This window comes from Streptomyces sp. NPDC090025 (assembly GCF_044748125.1).
Lineage (GTDB): Bacteria > Actinomycetota > Actinomycetes > Streptomycetales > Streptomycetaceae > Streptomyces.
The window spans coordinates 28,333-42,625 of the sequence record NZ_JBIVFL010000004.1; the positions used below are offsets into that span (position 1 = coordinate 28,333).

The 14,293-nt window shown below is 75.0% G+C and carries 11 protein-coding genes; 4 read left to right on the forward strand and 7 right to left on the reverse strand.

Translation table 11 applies throughout. From position 1 onward, the window contains the following. Positions 1-23: 23 nt before the first annotated feature. Genes ACIPXM_RS12695 through ACIPXM_RS12710 form a run of 4 tightly spaced genes read left to right on the forward strand, consistent with a single transcriptional unit; the run spans position 24 to position 3,631 of the window. The gene (locus tag ACIPXM_RS12695) at positions 24-1,304 is read left to right on the forward strand and encodes an MFS transporter (protein ID WP_401654843.1); all 1,281 of its coding nucleotides are present in this window, start codon (positions 24-26) and stop codon (positions 1,302-1,304) included. A 52-nt stretch (positions 1,305-1,356) separates the two neighbouring features. Continuing rightward, positions 1,357-2,148, forward strand: a complete 792-nt coding sequence (locus ACIPXM_RS12700; protein WP_401654844.1) for a LamB/YcsF family protein — start codon at positions 1,357-1,359, stop codon at positions 2,146-2,148. After that, positions 2,145-2,771, forward strand: a complete 627-nt coding sequence (locus tag ACIPXM_RS12705; RefSeq protein ID WP_401654845.1) for an allophanate hydrolase subunit 1 — start codon at positions 2,145-2,147, stop codon at positions 2,769-2,771. Before ACIPXM_RS12700 ends, ACIPXM_RS12705 begins: the two co-directional genes overlap by 4 nt. Continuing rightward, positions 2,768-3,631, forward strand: a complete 864-nt coding sequence (locus ACIPXM_RS12710) for a biotin-dependent carboxyltransferase family protein (protein ID WP_401654846.1) — start codon at positions 2,768-2,770, stop codon at positions 3,629-3,631. Before ACIPXM_RS12705 ends, ACIPXM_RS12710 begins: the two co-directional genes overlap by 4 nt. A gap of 25 nt (positions 3,632-3,656) precedes the next feature. Here ACIPXM_RS12710 and ACIPXM_RS12715 read toward each other — a convergent pair whose 3' ends face one another. The 7 genes from ACIPXM_RS12715 to ACIPXM_RS12745 all read right to left on the reverse strand — a co-directional run bounded on the left by ACIPXM_RS12715 (position 3,657) and on the right by ACIPXM_RS12745 (position 14,013). Further along, a complete protein-coding gene (locus ACIPXM_RS12715; RefSeq protein ID WP_401654847.1) occupies positions 3,657-7,286 on the reverse strand; it encodes a hydantoinase B/oxoprolinase family protein in 3,630 nt (1,209 codons plus the stop codon). A 4-nt stretch (positions 7,287-7,290) separates the two neighbouring features. Beyond that, positions 7,291-8,250 carry an SGNH/GDSL hydrolase family protein gene (locus tag ACIPXM_RS12720; RefSeq protein WP_401654848.1) on the reverse strand — a complete coding sequence of 320 codons (960 nt, stop codon included), beginning with the start codon at positions 8,248-8,250 and terminating at the stop codon, positions 7,291-7,293. After that, on the reverse strand, positions 8,247-9,401 hold the full coding sequence (locus tag ACIPXM_RS12725) for a glycosyltransferase (protein WP_401655203.1): 1,155 nt from the start codon (positions 9,399-9,401) through the stop codon (positions 8,247-8,249). The genes ACIPXM_RS12720 and ACIPXM_RS12725 overlap by 4 nt, the downstream gene beginning before the upstream one ends. 95 nt (positions 9,402-9,496) lie before the next feature. Continuing rightward, positions 9,497-10,624, reverse strand: a complete 1,128-nt coding sequence (locus tag ACIPXM_RS12730) for a glycosyltransferase family 4 protein (protein WP_401654850.1) — start codon at positions 10,622-10,624, stop codon at positions 9,497-9,499. 162 nt (positions 10,625-10,786) lie between these two features. Continuing rightward, the gene (locus tag ACIPXM_RS12735) at positions 10,787-11,680 is read right to left on the reverse strand and encodes a DMT family transporter (RefSeq protein ID WP_401654851.1); all 894 of its coding nucleotides are present in this window, start codon (positions 11,678-11,680) and stop codon (positions 10,787-10,789) included. Further along, positions 11,677-12,933 (reverse strand): hypothetical protein, encoded by a 1,257-nt coding sequence (locus ACIPXM_RS12740; RefSeq protein ID WP_401654852.1) that lies wholly within the window; start codon positions 12,931-12,933, stop codon positions 11,677-11,679. Before ACIPXM_RS12740 ends, ACIPXM_RS12735 begins: the two co-directional genes overlap by 4 nt. A 42-nt stretch (positions 12,934-12,975) precedes the next feature. Next, complete coding sequence (locus ACIPXM_RS12745; RefSeq protein WP_401654853.1) at positions 12,976-14,013, reverse strand: lysine-2,3-aminomutase-like protein; 1,038 nt, start codon at positions 14,011-14,013, stop codon at positions 12,976-12,978. Positions 14,014-14,293 lie beyond the last annotated feature (280 nt).

A 14,293-nucleotide genomic window follows, 5' to 3' on the forward strand; every position in this document is an offset into this window, starting at 1 on the left:
CCTCTTCCTCCTGCGAGGTGCAGATGAGCACGACCCAGACCCGGCGCCCCGGCACCGGCGAACAGCCCCACGACGACGGCCTGTTCGGCTGGCTGCGGGCACTCGGCCCGCGGGGCCGCCGCGCGTTCGGCGGCGCCTTCGGCGGCTACGCCCTGGACTCCTACGACTTCTTCACGCTGCCGCTCTCGATGGTGGCCATCACCGCGTACTTCCAGCTCGACAAGGGCCAGACCGGGCTCCTGACCACGGTCACCCTGGTGGTCTCCGCCGTCGGCGGCGCGCTCGCCGGGATCCTCGCCGACCGGGTCGGCCGGGTGAAGGCGCTCCTGGTGACGGTCGTCACCTACGCCGTGTTCACCGTCCTGTGCGGGTTCGCCCCGAACTACGAGACGCTGATGGTCTTCCGGGCCCTGCAGGGCCTCGGCTTCGGCGGCGAGTGGGCGGTCGGCGCGATCCTGGTCGCCGAGTACGCCTCCGCCCGGCACCGGGGCCGTACCCTCGGCGGCGTGCAGAGCGCGTGGGCGGCGGGCTGGGCGCTCGCCGTGATCGTCTACACCCTGGTCTTCCAGGTCGTGGACGCCGACACCGCGTGGCGGGTGATGTTCTGGACCGGGGCGCTGCCCGCGCTCCTGGTGGTGTGGGTGCGGCGGCACGTCCAGGACGCGCCGCGGGCCGAGGAGATGCGCCGGACGACCGCGGACCGCGGCTCGTTCACGGCCGTCTTCAAGGGGCCGCTGCTGCGCACCACGCTCTTCGCGGTGCTGCTGTCGACCGGGGTGCAGGGCGGCTACTACACCCTCGCCACCTGGGTGCCGACGTTCCTGAAGACCGAGCGCGGGCTGACCGTGGTCGGCACCGGCGGGTATCTGACCTTCCTCATCTCGGGCGCCTTCATCGGCTATCTGACCGGCGGCCATCTCACCGACCGGCTCGGCAGGAAGAAGAACATCGCGCTGTTCGCGGTCCTTTCGGCGGTCGCGGTGCTCGCCTACACCCGGATCCCGGACGGCGCGAACGGCCTCCTCCTGGTGCTCGGTTTCCCGCTCGGCTTCTGCATGTCGGCGATCTTCAGCGGCTTCGGCTCGTTCCTCGCCGAGCTGTACCCGACGGCGGTGCGCGGCACCGGGCAGGGCCTCACCTACAACACGGGCCGCGCGATCGGCGCGCTGTTCCCGACCCTGGTGGGCTTCCTGGCGGAGAGCTGGGGCGTGGGCGGGGCGCTGGTGTTCGGCGCGGTCGGCTACGGCCTCGCGGTGCTCGCGCTGCTCGGTCTGCCGGAGACCCGCGGGCGGGAGCTGACGTGACCGGCGACGCCCACCGGTCGCGTTTCTGTGCCGGAAGGAAAGGAAACCTCTGATGACCAGGGTCTCGATCGACCTCAACGCCGATCTCGGCGAGGGCTTCGGCCGCTGGACGCTGACCGACGACGAGCGGCTGCTCTCGGTGGTCACCAGCGCCAATGTGGCCTGCGGCTTCCACGCCGGGGACGCCGCCACCATGCGGCGGGTCTGCGCCCTCGCGGCGGAGCGCGGGGTGCGGATCGGGGCCCAGGTCTCCTACCGCGACCTGGCCGGGTTCGGGCGGCGCGCGATGGACGTGCCCGCCGGGGAGCTGGCCGCGGAGGTCGCGTACCAGATCGGCGCCCTGGAGGTGTTCGCGCGCGCCGCCGGGTCGCGGGTGGCGTACGTCAAGCCGCACGGCGCGCTCTACAACCGGGTGGTGCGCGACGCGGAGCAGGCGGCGGCCGTGGTCGAGGGGGTGCGGCTGGCCTCGGGCGGCGGGCCGCAGGGCGGTCCCGACGGCGGGCTCCCGGTGCTCGGGCTGCCCGGCTCGCGGCTGCACGAGGCCGCCGTGCGGGCCGGGCTCCCGGTCGTCGGCGAGGCGTTCGGCGACCGCGCCTACCGGGCCGACGGCACCCTGCTGCCACGGGGGGAGGAGGGTGCCGTGCTGCACGATCCGGGCGAGGTGGTGGAGCGCGCGGTGTCGATGGCCCGGTTCGGGACGGTCACCGCGCACTGCGGCAGCCCGGTCGCGGTGCGGGCGCGGTCGCTGTGCCTGCACGGCGACACCCCGGGCGCGGTGGACCTGGCCCGCCGGGTGCGGTCGGCCCTGGAGTCCGCCGGGGTCGTCGTGGCGGCGTTCGCGTGAGGGCCCGCGAGGTGTTCCGGGTGGGCGAGCGCGGGCTGCTCGTGGAGCTGGTGAGCGGCGAGGCGACCGAGGCGTTCCACGCGGAGCTGCTGCGGCGGCGCGCGGCGGGCACGCTGCCCGAGGTCCGTGAGATCGTCCCGGCGGCCCGCACGGTGCTCCTGGAGGGGGTGGCGGCGCCGGACCGGCTCGCGGCCGAACTGCGCGCGTGGGACGTGCCCGTGGGCCACGCGCGCGTGGCGGCGGTCGTCGAGCTGCCGGTGCGCTACGACGGGCCCGATCTGGCGGACGTGGCCGCGCTGTGGGGGGTGTCGGAGGAGGCGGTGGCGCGGATCCACGCGGCGACCGAGTTCCGGGTGGCGTTCTGTGGGTTCGCGCCCGGCTTCGGCTATCTCACCGGGCTCGGCGGGCGGTACGAGGTGCCGCGCCGGGCCACCCCGCGCACCGCGGTCCCGGCCGGCGCGGTCGCGCTCGCCGGTCCGTACACCGGGGTGTACCCGAGGTCGTCGCCCGGCGGCTGGCAGCTGATCGGCCGCACCGACGCGGTCCTGTGGGACACCGCCAGGGAACCGGCCGCGCTGCTCGCGCCCGGCACCCGGGTGCGGTTCACCGTGGCGGCCCGGTGAACGACCGGGCCTTCGCCGTCGTGCGGGCCGGGGCACTGACCACCGTGCAGGACCTGGGGCGGGCGGGCCACGCCCATCTCGGGGTGCCGCGCTCGGGGGCGCTCGACCCGGGCGCGGTGCGGCTCCTCAACCGGCTGCTCGGCAACGCGGAGGGGGCGGCCGTCCTGGAGACCACCGTCACCGGCTGCGCGGTACGGCCGCGCGGCGCGGTGTGGGCGGCGGTGGGCGGGGCGCCCTGTCCGGTGCGGGTGGCCGGGCGGCCGGTCGCCTGGGGCGTGCCGGTACGGGTCGGGGCGGGGCAGCTCCTGGAGGTGGGCGCGGCCGTGCGCGGGCTGCGCTCGTACGTGGGGTTCGGCGGCGGGATCGCCGTCGACCCGGTGCTCGGCAGCCGCTCCACCGACCTGCTGTCCGGGCTCGGCCCGGCGCCGCTGGCGGACGGGGCGGTGCTGCCGTTGGGGGCGGAGACGGCCGTACGGGGGTCGGCCGACGTCCCGCCGTGGCCGGGCCCGCCGGACGAACTCGTCCTGCGGGTCCGGCTCGGTCCGCGCGAGGACTGGTTCACCCCGGCGGCGCTGCGGGCGCTCGCCACGCGCGCGTGGCGGGTGTCGGCGGCGAGCAACCGGATCGGGCTGCGCACCGAGGGCCCGGCGCTCGGGCGCGCGGTGCACGGTGAACTGCCCAGCGAGGGGATGCCGTCGGGGGCGGTGCAGGTGCCGCCGGACGGGCGTCCGGTGGTGTTCCTCGCCGACCATCCGACGACCGGCGGCTATCCGGTGATCGCGGTGGTCCGGGAGGCCGATCTGGCGCTCGCGGCGCAGGCGCCGCCGGGGCTCGCGGTGCGCTTCGCGCCGTACCGCTGAGCACACGTCCGGCCGGCGCATGGGGTCAGGCCGGCGGGCCGTAGCCCCCGCCGCCCGGGGTGCGGACGATCAGCACGTCGCCGGGGCCGACGTCGGTGGTGGCGACGCCGTCGAGCGGCTCCAGGGTGCCGTCGGCGCGCCGCACCGCGTTGGCGCCGAGCGCGCCCGGTTCGCCGCCCGCCATGCCGTACGGCGGGATCCGGCGGTGGCCGGTGAGCAGGGCGACCGTCATGGGTTCGAGGAAGCGGATGCGGCGCTCCACGCCCGCGCCGCCGTGCCGGCGGCCCCGGCCGCCGCCGTCGGTGCGGACGGCGAAGGAGTCGACGCGGACCGGGAGGCGCGATTCCAGGATCTCGGGGTCGGTGAGCCGGGAGTTGGTCATATGGGTCTGGACGGCGTCGGCGCCGTCGAAGCCGTCGCCCGCGCCCGAGCCGCTGGCGACGGTCTCGTAGTACTGCACGCGGTCGTTGCCGAAGGTGACGTTGTTCATCGTGCCCGAGCCCTCCGCCTGGACGCCGAGCGCCGCGTAGAGGGCGCCGGTGACGGCCTGGGAGGTCTCGACGTTCCCGGCGACGGTGGCGGCCGGGAAGACCGGCGCGAGCATGCAGCCGGGCGGCACCCGGATGTCGAGCGGGGCCAGGCAGCCGCTGTTGAGCGGGATGTCGTCGTCGACCAGGGTGCGGAACACGTACAGGACGGCGGCGGTCACCACCGAGGTGGGCGCGTTGGTGTTGCCGGGGCGCTGGGGCGAGGTGCCGGTGAAGTCCAGGACGGCGGAGCGCCGTTCGCGGTCGACGGTGACGGTGACCTGGATCACGGCGCCCTCGTCGGTCTCGTAGCGGCAGGAGCCGTCCGGCAGCGTGGCGACGATCCGGCGCACGGACTCCTCGGCGTTGGCGCGGACGTGCCGCATGTAGGCGTGGACGACGTCGAGGCCGAACCGGTCGACGGCCTTGCGGAGTTCGTCGGCACCCTTCTCGTTGGCGGCGATCTGGGCGCGCAGGTCGGCGATGTTGGTGTCGGGGTCGCGCGAGGGGTGGCGCGCGCCGGTGAGCAGGGCCCGGGTCTCGGCCTCGCGGAAGTGCCCGCCGCGCACCAGCGGCCAGGTGTCGAGGAGGACGCCCTCCTCGTGGACGGTCCGGCTGAACGCGGGCATCGAGCCGGGGGTGATGCCGCCGATCTCGGCGTGGTGGCCGCGGGAGGCGACGAGGAAACGCAGCTCGGTGCCGGAGTCGTCGAAGACCGGGGTGACGACGGTGACGTCGGGCAGGTGGGTGCCGCCGTGGTACGGGTCGTTGACCGCGTACACATCGCCGGGCCGCAGTGTGCCCGCGGTGCGGCGCAGCACCTCTTTGAGGGAGTCGCCCATGGAGCCGAGGTGGACCGGGATGTGGGGCGCGTTGGCGATGAGGTTGCCGTCGGGGTCGAAGAGCGCGCAGGAGAAGTCGAGGCGTTCCTTGATGTTGACGGACCGCGCGGTGTTCCGCAGGCGCACGCCCATCTGTTCGGCGATCGCCATGAAGAGGTTGTTGAAGACCTCCAGGAGCACCGGGTCGACGTCGGTCCCGGCGGCGGTGCGGGCGGGCCGGGGCACGGCCCGGCGGAGCACCAGGTGGCCGGTGGCGGTGGCGGTGGCGCGCCAGCCGGGGTCGACGACGGTGGTGGCGTCGGGTTCGGTGAGGATCGCGGGCCCGTCGACGGTGTCGCCGGGGCCGAGGTCGGCGCGCCGGTGCAGCGGCGTCGGGAGGGCGCGGCCGCCGCTGTACGTGGTGACGGTGGGCGCGGAGCGGGCGCCTGGGCCTGGGCCGGGGCCGTCGGGACCGGTGCCGGTGCCGTGGTCAGGCTCCGTGCCGGGCGGCACGACCGGGCCGTGCTCCCCCGCCGCGCCGACCGCCTCGACCGTCACGGCCTCCACGACGAGCGGCTGGTCCATGGTGAAGCCGTAGCGCTCCCGGTGCCGGGCTGTGAACCGGGTTGTCATGGTTTCCGGCTGATCGAGCGGTACCGAGAGCCCCGCGTCGGTGCCCGCGTAGCGCAGCAGCACGCGCGCGTGGGTGGTGATGGCCGCGTCCGGCACGCCGTCGGAGCGCAGTTCGGCCCGGGTCCGCGCGGCGAGTTCGGCCGCGAGCGTCTCGACCTCGGCCGGTGTGCCGGGGTCGGCGAGCGGGGCCTCCACCGACCGTTCGCGCAGCGCGGTGGCGTCGGCGAGCCCGATCCCGTACGCGGAGAGCACCCCGGCGAGCGGCGGTACGAGGACGGTGTCGACGCCCAGCGCGTCGGCGACGGCGCAGGCGTGCTGGCCGCCCGCGCCGCCGAAGCTGGTGAGGGCGTAGCGGGTGATGTCGTGGCCGCGCTGCACCGAGATCTTCTTGACGGCGTTGGCCATGTGGAGGACGGCGATCTCCAGGAACCCGGCGGCGACCTCCTCGGGGGTGCGGCCGTCGCCGATCTCGGCGGCGAGCGCGGTGAAGCGCTCCCTGACCACCTCGGGGTCGAGCGGCAGGTCGCCGCCGGGGCCGAACACGGCGGGGAAGCGGTCCGGCCGGATCCGGCCGAGCATGACGTTGGCGTCGGTCACGGTGAGCGGGCCGCCGCGCCGGTAGCAGGCGGGGCCCGGGTCGGCGCCGGCCGAGTCGGGGCCGACCCGGTAGCGGCTGCCGTCGTAGTGGAGGACGGAGCCGCCGCCCGCGGCGACGGTGTGGACGCTCATCATCGGGGCCCGCATCCGCACCCCGGCGACCTGGGTGCCGAGCTCGCGCTCGAACTCCCCGGCGTAGTGCGACACATCGGTGGACGTGCCGCCCATGTCGAAGCCGATGACCCGGTCGTACCCGGCCTGCCGGGCGGTACGGGCCATGCCGACGACGCCGCCCGCGGGTCCGGACAGGACGGCGTCCTTGCCGCGGAAGTGCGCGGCCTCCCGCAGTCCGCCGTTGGACTGGAGGAACATCAGGCGGATCCCGGCGAGTTCGCGGGCGACCTCGTCGACGTACCGGCGCAGGACCGGGGAGAGGTAGGCGTCGACGACGGTGGTGTCGCCGCGCGGGATCAGCCGGATCAGCGGACTGACCTCGTGCGAGCAGCTGACCTGGGTGAATCCGGCGGCGCGGGCGAGTTCGGCGACCCGGGTCTCGTGACCGGGGCGGAGGTGGCCGTGCAGCAGCACGACCGCGGCCGCGCGCAGTCCCGCCCGGTGGGCGGCGGCCAGCGCGTCGGCGACGGCGGTCTCGTCGAGCGGGGTGAGGACGCGGCCGTGGGCGTCGACGCGTTCGGGGACCTCGGCGACGCGCGCGTACACCGGCTCGGGGAGCACGATGTGCCGGTCGAAGATGCGCGGCCGGTTCTGGTAGGCGATCCGCAGGGCGTCGCCGAAGCCCTGGGTGATGAGCAGCAGGGTGGGTTCGCCGCGCCGCTCCAGGAGGGCGTTGGTGGCGACGGTGGTGCCCATCCTGACGACGGCGATCCGGTCGGCCGGTACCGGCTCGTCGGGGCCGAGCCCGAGCAGCAGCCGGATCCCGGCGACGGCGGCGTCCTGCGGGCGGGCCGGATCGTGGGAGAGCAGCTTGCGGGTGACGAGCCGCCCGTCGGGCCTGCGGCCCACGACGTCCGTGAAGGTGCCGCCCCGGTCGATCCAGAACTCCCAGCGTCCGGTCATGCCCTCATTGTGGCGGCGCGGTGGCCGTCAGCGCGGCGGACAGGGCCCGCTCGGCGCGGGCGTCGAGCAGGGCTCGGGTGCCGGTGGCGGAGTGCCGTACCTCGGCGGCGGCGAGCACCACCAGCTGCGGCAGCAGGTCGCCGCAGCGCCGCACCACCCAGGCGGTGCCCGCGGTGGCCAGCCACAGCACGGCGTCCGCGCGGGACGGCGGCGGCTGCTCGGGGTCGGGCGACGGCGGCGCGCCGAGGGCGAGACCGCGTTCGCGCAGCAGCCGGTGGAAGGCCCCGGCGATGGCCCGGTGGCCGCGTTCGCCGGGGTGCAGCCGGTCGGCGCTCCACAGCGTGCGGTCGTCGGTCCAGCCGGGCGCGTCGAGGTGCAGGTGCACGGCGCCGTACCGCTCGGACAGGGCGTGCACCACGGCGTTGACGGCCCGCTGGCGGCGGGCCAGCGGGCGGGCGAGCGGCCCGGGCAGCGACAGCATCCGGCCGGGGTCGGGCAGGCAGGCGGTGAGCAGCACGGTGCCGGTCGCGGTGAGTTCCGCGCACACCCGGTCGAGCCGGCGGGCCAGCTGCCCGATGTCGAAGGTGCGGCGCAGGGTGTCGTTGACGCCGACGACGACGGACGCGAGGTGCGGGCGCAGCCGCAGCGCCTCGGGCAGCTGGATGTCGGCGACGTCGAGGCTCTGTGCGCCGCTGACCGACAGATTGGTGAAGGCGACCTTGTCGCGGGCCGGGCGCAGGCCCTCGGCGAGCAGCGCGGCCCAGCCGCGCCAGCCGGGGCCGACCCGGTCGCCGACGCCCTCGCTGAGGGAGTCGCCGAGCACCACGAAGCGGGTGACGGCGGGGACCGGGTCGGGACCGGGTACGAGCAGGACGGGGCCGGGCAGGGCGGGGCCGGGCGCGGGCCGGGCGGCCGGTATGCCGGGGCCCGGCGGTGCGAGCGCCTCGTCGGGGCGGGCGGTCATCGGAGGGTCTCCTGGCGGGGCGCGCGGACCTGGGTGGGCGGGAGGGCGTCGTGGGCGGCGAGGAAGGCGGCGGTGGCGCGGGGCCAGGAGAAGAGCGCGGCGCGGGCCCGGGCGGCGGCCCTGCGCTCGGCCTCGGGCCGGGCGAGGACGGTGCGGATCGCCCGGGCGAAGGAGGTCGGGTCGTCGGCGGCGGCCGCCCCGGCGTCGGCGACCACCTCGGGCAGCGCGGAGGAGGCGCTGCACACCACCGGGGTGCCGCAGGCGAGCGCTTCGAGGGCGGCGAGCCCGAAGGTCTCGGCGGGCCCCGGGGCGAGGCACACATCGGCCGTGGCCTGCAGGTCGGCCAGCTCGCCTCGGTCGGCGACATGGCCGAGGAACCGTACCGGCAGGCGCAGTTCGGCGGCCCGGCGCTCCAGGGTGGCGCGCAGCGGTCCCTCACCGGCCACCACGAGCGTCGCGCGCACCCCGTGGGCACGGAGCTCGGCGAGGGCTTCGAGGGCGGTCCCGGGGCGCTTCTCGACGGACAGGCGTGAGCACATCACCAGGAGGTACCGGGCGCCGTCCGCGTGCCGGGCGCGCAGCAGCGCGCTGTGCCGGTCGGGGCGGCAGCGCACCAGGTCGACCCCGAGCGGGGCGCGGACCACGTTGCGGGCGCCGATCCTGATGAACTCCCGCTCCGCCCATTCGGTGGTGCAGACGACGCGGGAGTAGGCCCAGGCGGTGCGCCGGTTGAGCCGGTCGGCGGCGCGGCCCGCGAGCGCGGCGGGCACGCCCCAGGTGCGCAGCACCCCGTCGGCGGTCTCGTGGGAGACCATCACGGACGGCACGCGCGCGCGTCGGGCCCATTCGCCGGTCCAGCGCAGGGTGGTGCGGTCGGAGACCTCCAGGCGGTCGGGGGCCAGCTCCGCCAGGAGGTCGCGGACCCGGCGGTGGTCGGCGAGGACGCGGTAGCCGCCGGTGCCGGGGATCTCGGGCCCGGGCAGCGTGATCACCCGGCCCTGGGCGGTCTCCTCGTCGCTCGCGGTGTCGCCGGGGACGATGAGCACCGGGTGGTGGCCCGCGTCCCGGTAGCCGCGGCCGAGCTGGTCGAGGGCGGTGCGCAGGCCGCCGGAGGTCGGGGTGACGAAGTTGGCGAGCCGGACGATCCGCAGCCCGGCGGCCGGGGCGGCGCCGGGTGCGGTGGCGGCGGGCTCGGTGCCGCCCCCGGCGGCCGTACCGCCGCGGCGGCGGAGGTCTCTGACGCCGCTCACGCCGCCACCGCCGTCCGCTCGCGCAGCACCTCCAGGTAGTGGCCGATCAGCTCGTCGCCGATCGCCTCCCAGGTACGGCGCCCGACGGCGGTGCGCCCGGCGGCGCCGTACCGGGTGCGAAGGCCGGGCTCGGCGGCGAGGGCGGCGACCGCGCGGCGCAGCGCGGCGATGTCGTTGGGTGGCACCAGGACCCCGGTGGTGCCGTCGTCGACCAGGTCGAGCGGGCCGCCGACGGCCGGGGCGACCACCGGCACGCCGCTGGCCATCGCCTCCTGGACGGTCTGGCAGAACGTCTCGTACGGGCCGGTGTGGGCGAACACGTCGAACGAGGCGAAGATCCGGGCGAGGTCGTCGCCGGTGCGGCGGCCCAGGAACACGGCGCCGGGCAGCCCGGCGCGCAGGGTGGGCTCGCTGGGGCCGTCGCCGACCACCACGACCTTCACACCGGGCAGCCCGCAGACGCCGGAGAGCAGGTCGACGCGCTTCTCGGGGGCGAGGCGGCCGACGTAGCCGACGAGCAGCTCGCCGTTCGGGGCGAGTTCCCGGCGCAGCGCCTCGTCGCGCAGCTCGGGACGGAAGCGCGCGGTGTCGACGCCCCGGCCCCAGAGCCGGATCCGCCGGATCCCGTGCGCCTCCAGGTCGCGGACGGCGGCGGTGGACGGGGCCAGGGTGCGGTCGGCCGCGCCGTGCACGGCGCGCAGTCGGCGCCAGGCGGCGGACTCGCCCGCGCCCATGTACGTACGGGCGTATCCGGCCAGGTCGGTCTGGTAGACGGCGACGGCGGGCACCCCGAGCCGGGCGGCGGCGGTCATGCCGCGCATCCCGAGCACGAACGGGCTGGCCAGGTGGACGAGGTCGGCGTGGTGCGCGGCGATGGCGGTGGCGACCCGGCGGCTCGGCAGCGCCACCCGCACCTGCGGGTAGCCGGGCAGCGGCAGGGAGGGGATGCGGATCACGGGGCAGGGCGCGTCGGCGTCCGTTCCCGGGGCGGATGCGGGAACCGCGGGGGCGACGACGAGGGGGTGGTGGCCCCGGCGGACGAGGTGGCGGGCGGTCTGCAGCGCGGTGTGGGCCACACCGTTGACATCGGGCGGGAAGGACTCGGTGACGATGACGACACGCATACCCGTGTTGTCGTCGGACGCGGCGTGTCCCCGTCAAAGTGGATCTGGACGCCCGGGAAACGTCCCATGAGCGTTTTCCCCCGGCGGTCGGCAGGCCCCGAGGACAGGGGCCCGGCCCCGCACCCGATGCCGGGTGCGGGGCCGGGTCCGGCGCCGGGCGGTTCACTCGTCCAGATCCGCCTCGGTGAAGAGGAAGATGCCGCCGATGATCAGCGAGGCGCCGATGAACTGCCACAGGGTGATCGCCTCGCCGAGGAAGACGATCGCGGCGGCCACGCCGAACACCGGGATGATGTTGAGGATGACGCCCGCCGCGCTCACCGAGACCTGGGTGATGGCCCGGTTGTAGAGCAGGTAGGCGACGCCCAGGCCGAAACCGCACACCACGATCACCACCAGCCAGTGGCCGAGGTGGACGGACGGGGTGAACGGCCGGTCGCCCGCGAACCACTGCCAGACGAGCAGCGGCAGGGTGAAGAGCAGACCGAACGCGAACTGGTACGCCGTCACCACCAGCGGCGGCATGTCGACGACGGCCCGGCCCGCGATCATGGTCGCGATGGCGGCGGCCAGCGAGCCCGCGAGCACGAGCAGCGAGCCGAGCGAGAGGCCGAGGTCGGCGCGCGGCCCGCCGAGCAGCGCCACGCCCACGGCCGCGAGCACCACGCCCCCGATCGCCCGGCCGGTGGGCATCCGGCGGTTGAGGAAGGCCGCGAGCGCGACGATGAAGACCGCCTCCGTGCCGTCCAGGAGGGCGGCGTCGGCGGCGTTGATGTAGGCGAGGCCGAGGCCGATCGCCCCGTATCCGAGCATCGGCTCGAACAGGCCGAGCAGCGCGAGCAGTTTGAGCTGCTGGAGGTTGGGCCGCTGGTGCCCCTGGCGGAGCAGGATCGCCCAGAGCAGCGCCGTGGCGGAGGCGAGCGTCACGGTCAGCAGCGTGACGACGGACATGCCCGCCAGGCCGAACTTCTCGCCGGTGGTCCAGACCCCCCACAGGATGGAGGCGACGAGCAGCGGCAGCAGCCCGCGCTGCCCTCGGGTGATCACTGTGCTCATGGAACTTCGAGAACCCTCTCAACGATGTGTTCCGCGTCGGCCACCGATCCGGCGTCGGCGCCGACCACCAGATAGCGCCATTTGCCGTCGGTCTCGCGGGTGTCCGTGGTCAGCACGGCGCGCACCTGGCCGGCCGGGTCGGTCAGTCCCTCCGCCGTGAGGCGGCGCACCGCCTCGGCGAAGTCCGGGCCGCCGTCGGCCGCGCCGAGCCGTCCGTCGGCACGCCAGTGCACCGGATCCGGGCCCGGCCGCAGCCGGGTCGCCAGCTTGTGCAGGTAGGTGCCTCCGGTGGTCCGGACGTTGGCCTCCGTCACCACGTAACCGCCCTCGAACGTACCGAAGTCGACGTCGAAGAGCCCACGGTAGCCGTGGGCGTGGAGCCATTCGCCGACGGTCCGTGCCGCCTTGCGCATCACGGGGGTCGACGGGCCGTCGGCGGCCGGGGTGATCATGCCCGTCCAGCCGTTGTTCACGGTCCGCTGGTCGCAGCTGTAGTAGTCGGTGACCCCGTGCTCCTCGGCCGTCATCTCGTAGCTGGGCGAGGCGGTCAGCGGCAGGAACTCCTCGTAGATCCAGCCGGAGGCGCGGTCGGTCTCCGCGGCGAGCGCCGCGTTGACCCGGTCCTCGCGGTCGCGGCGCGCCCCGGCCTCGATCACGATGTTGCCGAACCCGGTGGAGGAGCGGTTCGCCTTGACGATGGCCGCCGGGTGGGCGTCGAGGAAGTCGACGACCCCGGCCACCAGTTCGGCCCGGCGGGCCGCGAAACCGCCCGCCGCGACGGGCAGTCCGAGGTCCGCCACCACCTGACGGATCCCGGCCTTGGTGTTGACGTGCCGGACGGTGTCCAGGACCTCGTCGGCGGGCGGCGCCTCGTACGGGTGGAGCCGTACGCCGGTCCGCCGGGCGAAGTCGAGCACCGGGCGGTCCAGGGCGAACGCGTCGAGCACAGGGCGCGCGGTGACCAGGTCGCCCGCGCCCAGTTCGGCCACCAGGGTGAGCGGGTGGACCAGGGCCGTCTCCGGGGGCGCGACGATGTCGATGCCGCCCAGGTCGAGGCCGAGGGTGTCGGCGAGGTAGTCCCGGAAGCGGGCGGGGCAGGGGGCGAGCATGACGACGCAGTCGCCGGGCTCGGCCTCCCACAGCATCCGGGGGGTGGGGACGGCCATGGCCCGCAGATAGCGCTCGGTGGGGTTCTCGACCATGGTGTCGCTGTTCAGGTTCGACAGGATGGTGCGGCTCGGCCGCGTGGTCATCGGTGGGGGCTCCTTCCGGCTCTCCGCGGTGCGTTCACGGCCTCACGCGTCGGTGGGCGCGGGCGGGTAGACGTGCTCCTCGCCCCACGGGTCGGTGACCCGGCCGCCGTCGTCCGAGAGGTAGACGGGGCCGATGGGCACCTTGCCGTGGCCGCCGGGGATGTCCAGGACGTAGGTCGGCTGGCACATCCCGGAGACCCGGCCGCGCAGTCGCCGCATCAGCTCCTGGCCCTCGTCGATGGTGGTGCGGAAGTGGCCGGTGCCCTTCGCCAGGTCCCCGTGGTGCAGGTAGTAGGGCTTGATCCGGTTCACGATGAGCGTGCGGAACAGGTCCTCGAGGGCCTCGGGGGTGTCGTTCACACCCTTGAGCAGCACGGTCTGGCTGACCAGCGGGACCCCGGCGTCGACCAGGCGGGCGACCGCGGTACGGGCGTCGTCGCCGAACTCCTGGCTGTGGTTGGTGTGGACGACCACCCAGACCGGGGTGGACAGCCGCAGCGCGTCGACGAGGTCCTGGGTGACGCGGCGCGGGTCGACCACGGGCACCCGGGTGTGGAAGCGGATGACCTTCACGTGCTCGATGGCGTCGAGCGCCTCCAGCATGGGCCGCAGCTTGGTCGGGGCGATGATCAGCGGGTCGCCGCCGGTGAAGATCACCTCCCAGATCTGGGGGTGGGCGCGGATGTAGTCGAGCGCCGCCTCCAGGCTCTGGTCCTTGAGCATCTGGTCGCCGGGGCCGACGACCTCGCGGCGGAAGCAGAACCGGCAGTAGACCGGGCAGACGTGCACGGGCTTGAACAGCACGCGGTCCGGATAGCGGTGGGTGATCCCCTTCACCGGGGTGAACGGGTCGTCCCCGATGGGGTCGTCGTTCTCCTCCGGCGTGGTGATCAGTTCGAGGGCGGTGGGGACGAACTGGCGCCCCACCCCGTCGTCCGGCTCGAAGATGCGGTCCTGGATGGCCGGCGTGATGCTGACGGCGTAGCGCTGGGCGACATCGGCGATGGTCGGCAGGTCGTCCTCGTCGATGAACTTGGCGGCCAAGAGGTCCTTCGGGGTGCGCGCGGATCGCTGACCCATGATCGGTATCTCTCCCGTTGCATTCGACAGGAATTCTCGGGGGAGCCTGACACCGGCGCGTAATTCCTGGCGATCACCCGCAGGCGATGTGACCAAAAACGAAGCACGGTTGACCGAAAACCGGGGTTGCCGAGCGGCGGCCCGAATACGCGGAATGCCGGGCACCGGATTCTCCAATTCCGAGGGAGAAGTCGGGACGGAAAGGGTTGCGGCCACCTTTTCGCTCGGGCGGCACACGGCCGAAAATCGTCCTGCCGATGATCTTCCAGGCGGGCGGATC

Bases quoted from the DNA above. Each gene is read 5' to 3' on its own strand.
- ACIPXM_RS12730 (WP_401654850.1), bottom strand. From the start codon at position 10,624: ATGCGTGTCGTCATCGTCACCGAGTCCTTCCCGCCCGATGTCAACGGT.
- ACIPXM_RS12735 (WP_401654851.1), bottom strand. From the start codon at position 11,680: ATGAGCACAGTGATCACCCGAGGGCAGCGCGGGCTGCTGCCGCTGCTC.
- ACIPXM_RS12715 (WP_401654847.1), bottom strand. From the start codon at position 7,286: ATGACCGGACGCTGGGAGTTCTGGATCGACCGGGGCGGCACCTTCACG.
- ACIPXM_RS12720 (WP_401654848.1), bottom strand. From the start codon at position 8,250: ATGACCGCCCGCCCCGACGAGGCGCTCGCACCGCCGGGCCCCGGCATA.
- ACIPXM_RS12745 (WP_401654853.1), bottom strand. From the start codon at position 14,013: ATGGGTCAGCGATCCGCGCGCACCCCGAAGGACCTCTTGGCCGCCAAG.
- ACIPXM_RS12700 (WP_401654844.1), top strand. From the start codon at position 1,357: ATGACCAGGGTCTCGATCGACCTCAACGCCGATCTCGGCGAGGGCTTC.
- ACIPXM_RS12740 (WP_401654852.1), bottom strand. From the start codon at position 12,933: ATGACCACGCGGCCGAGCCGCACCATCCTGTCGAACCTGAACAGCGAC.
- ACIPXM_RS12695 (WP_401654843.1), top strand. From the start codon at position 24: ATGAGCACGACCCAGACCCGGCGCCCCGGCACCGGCGAACAGCCCCAC.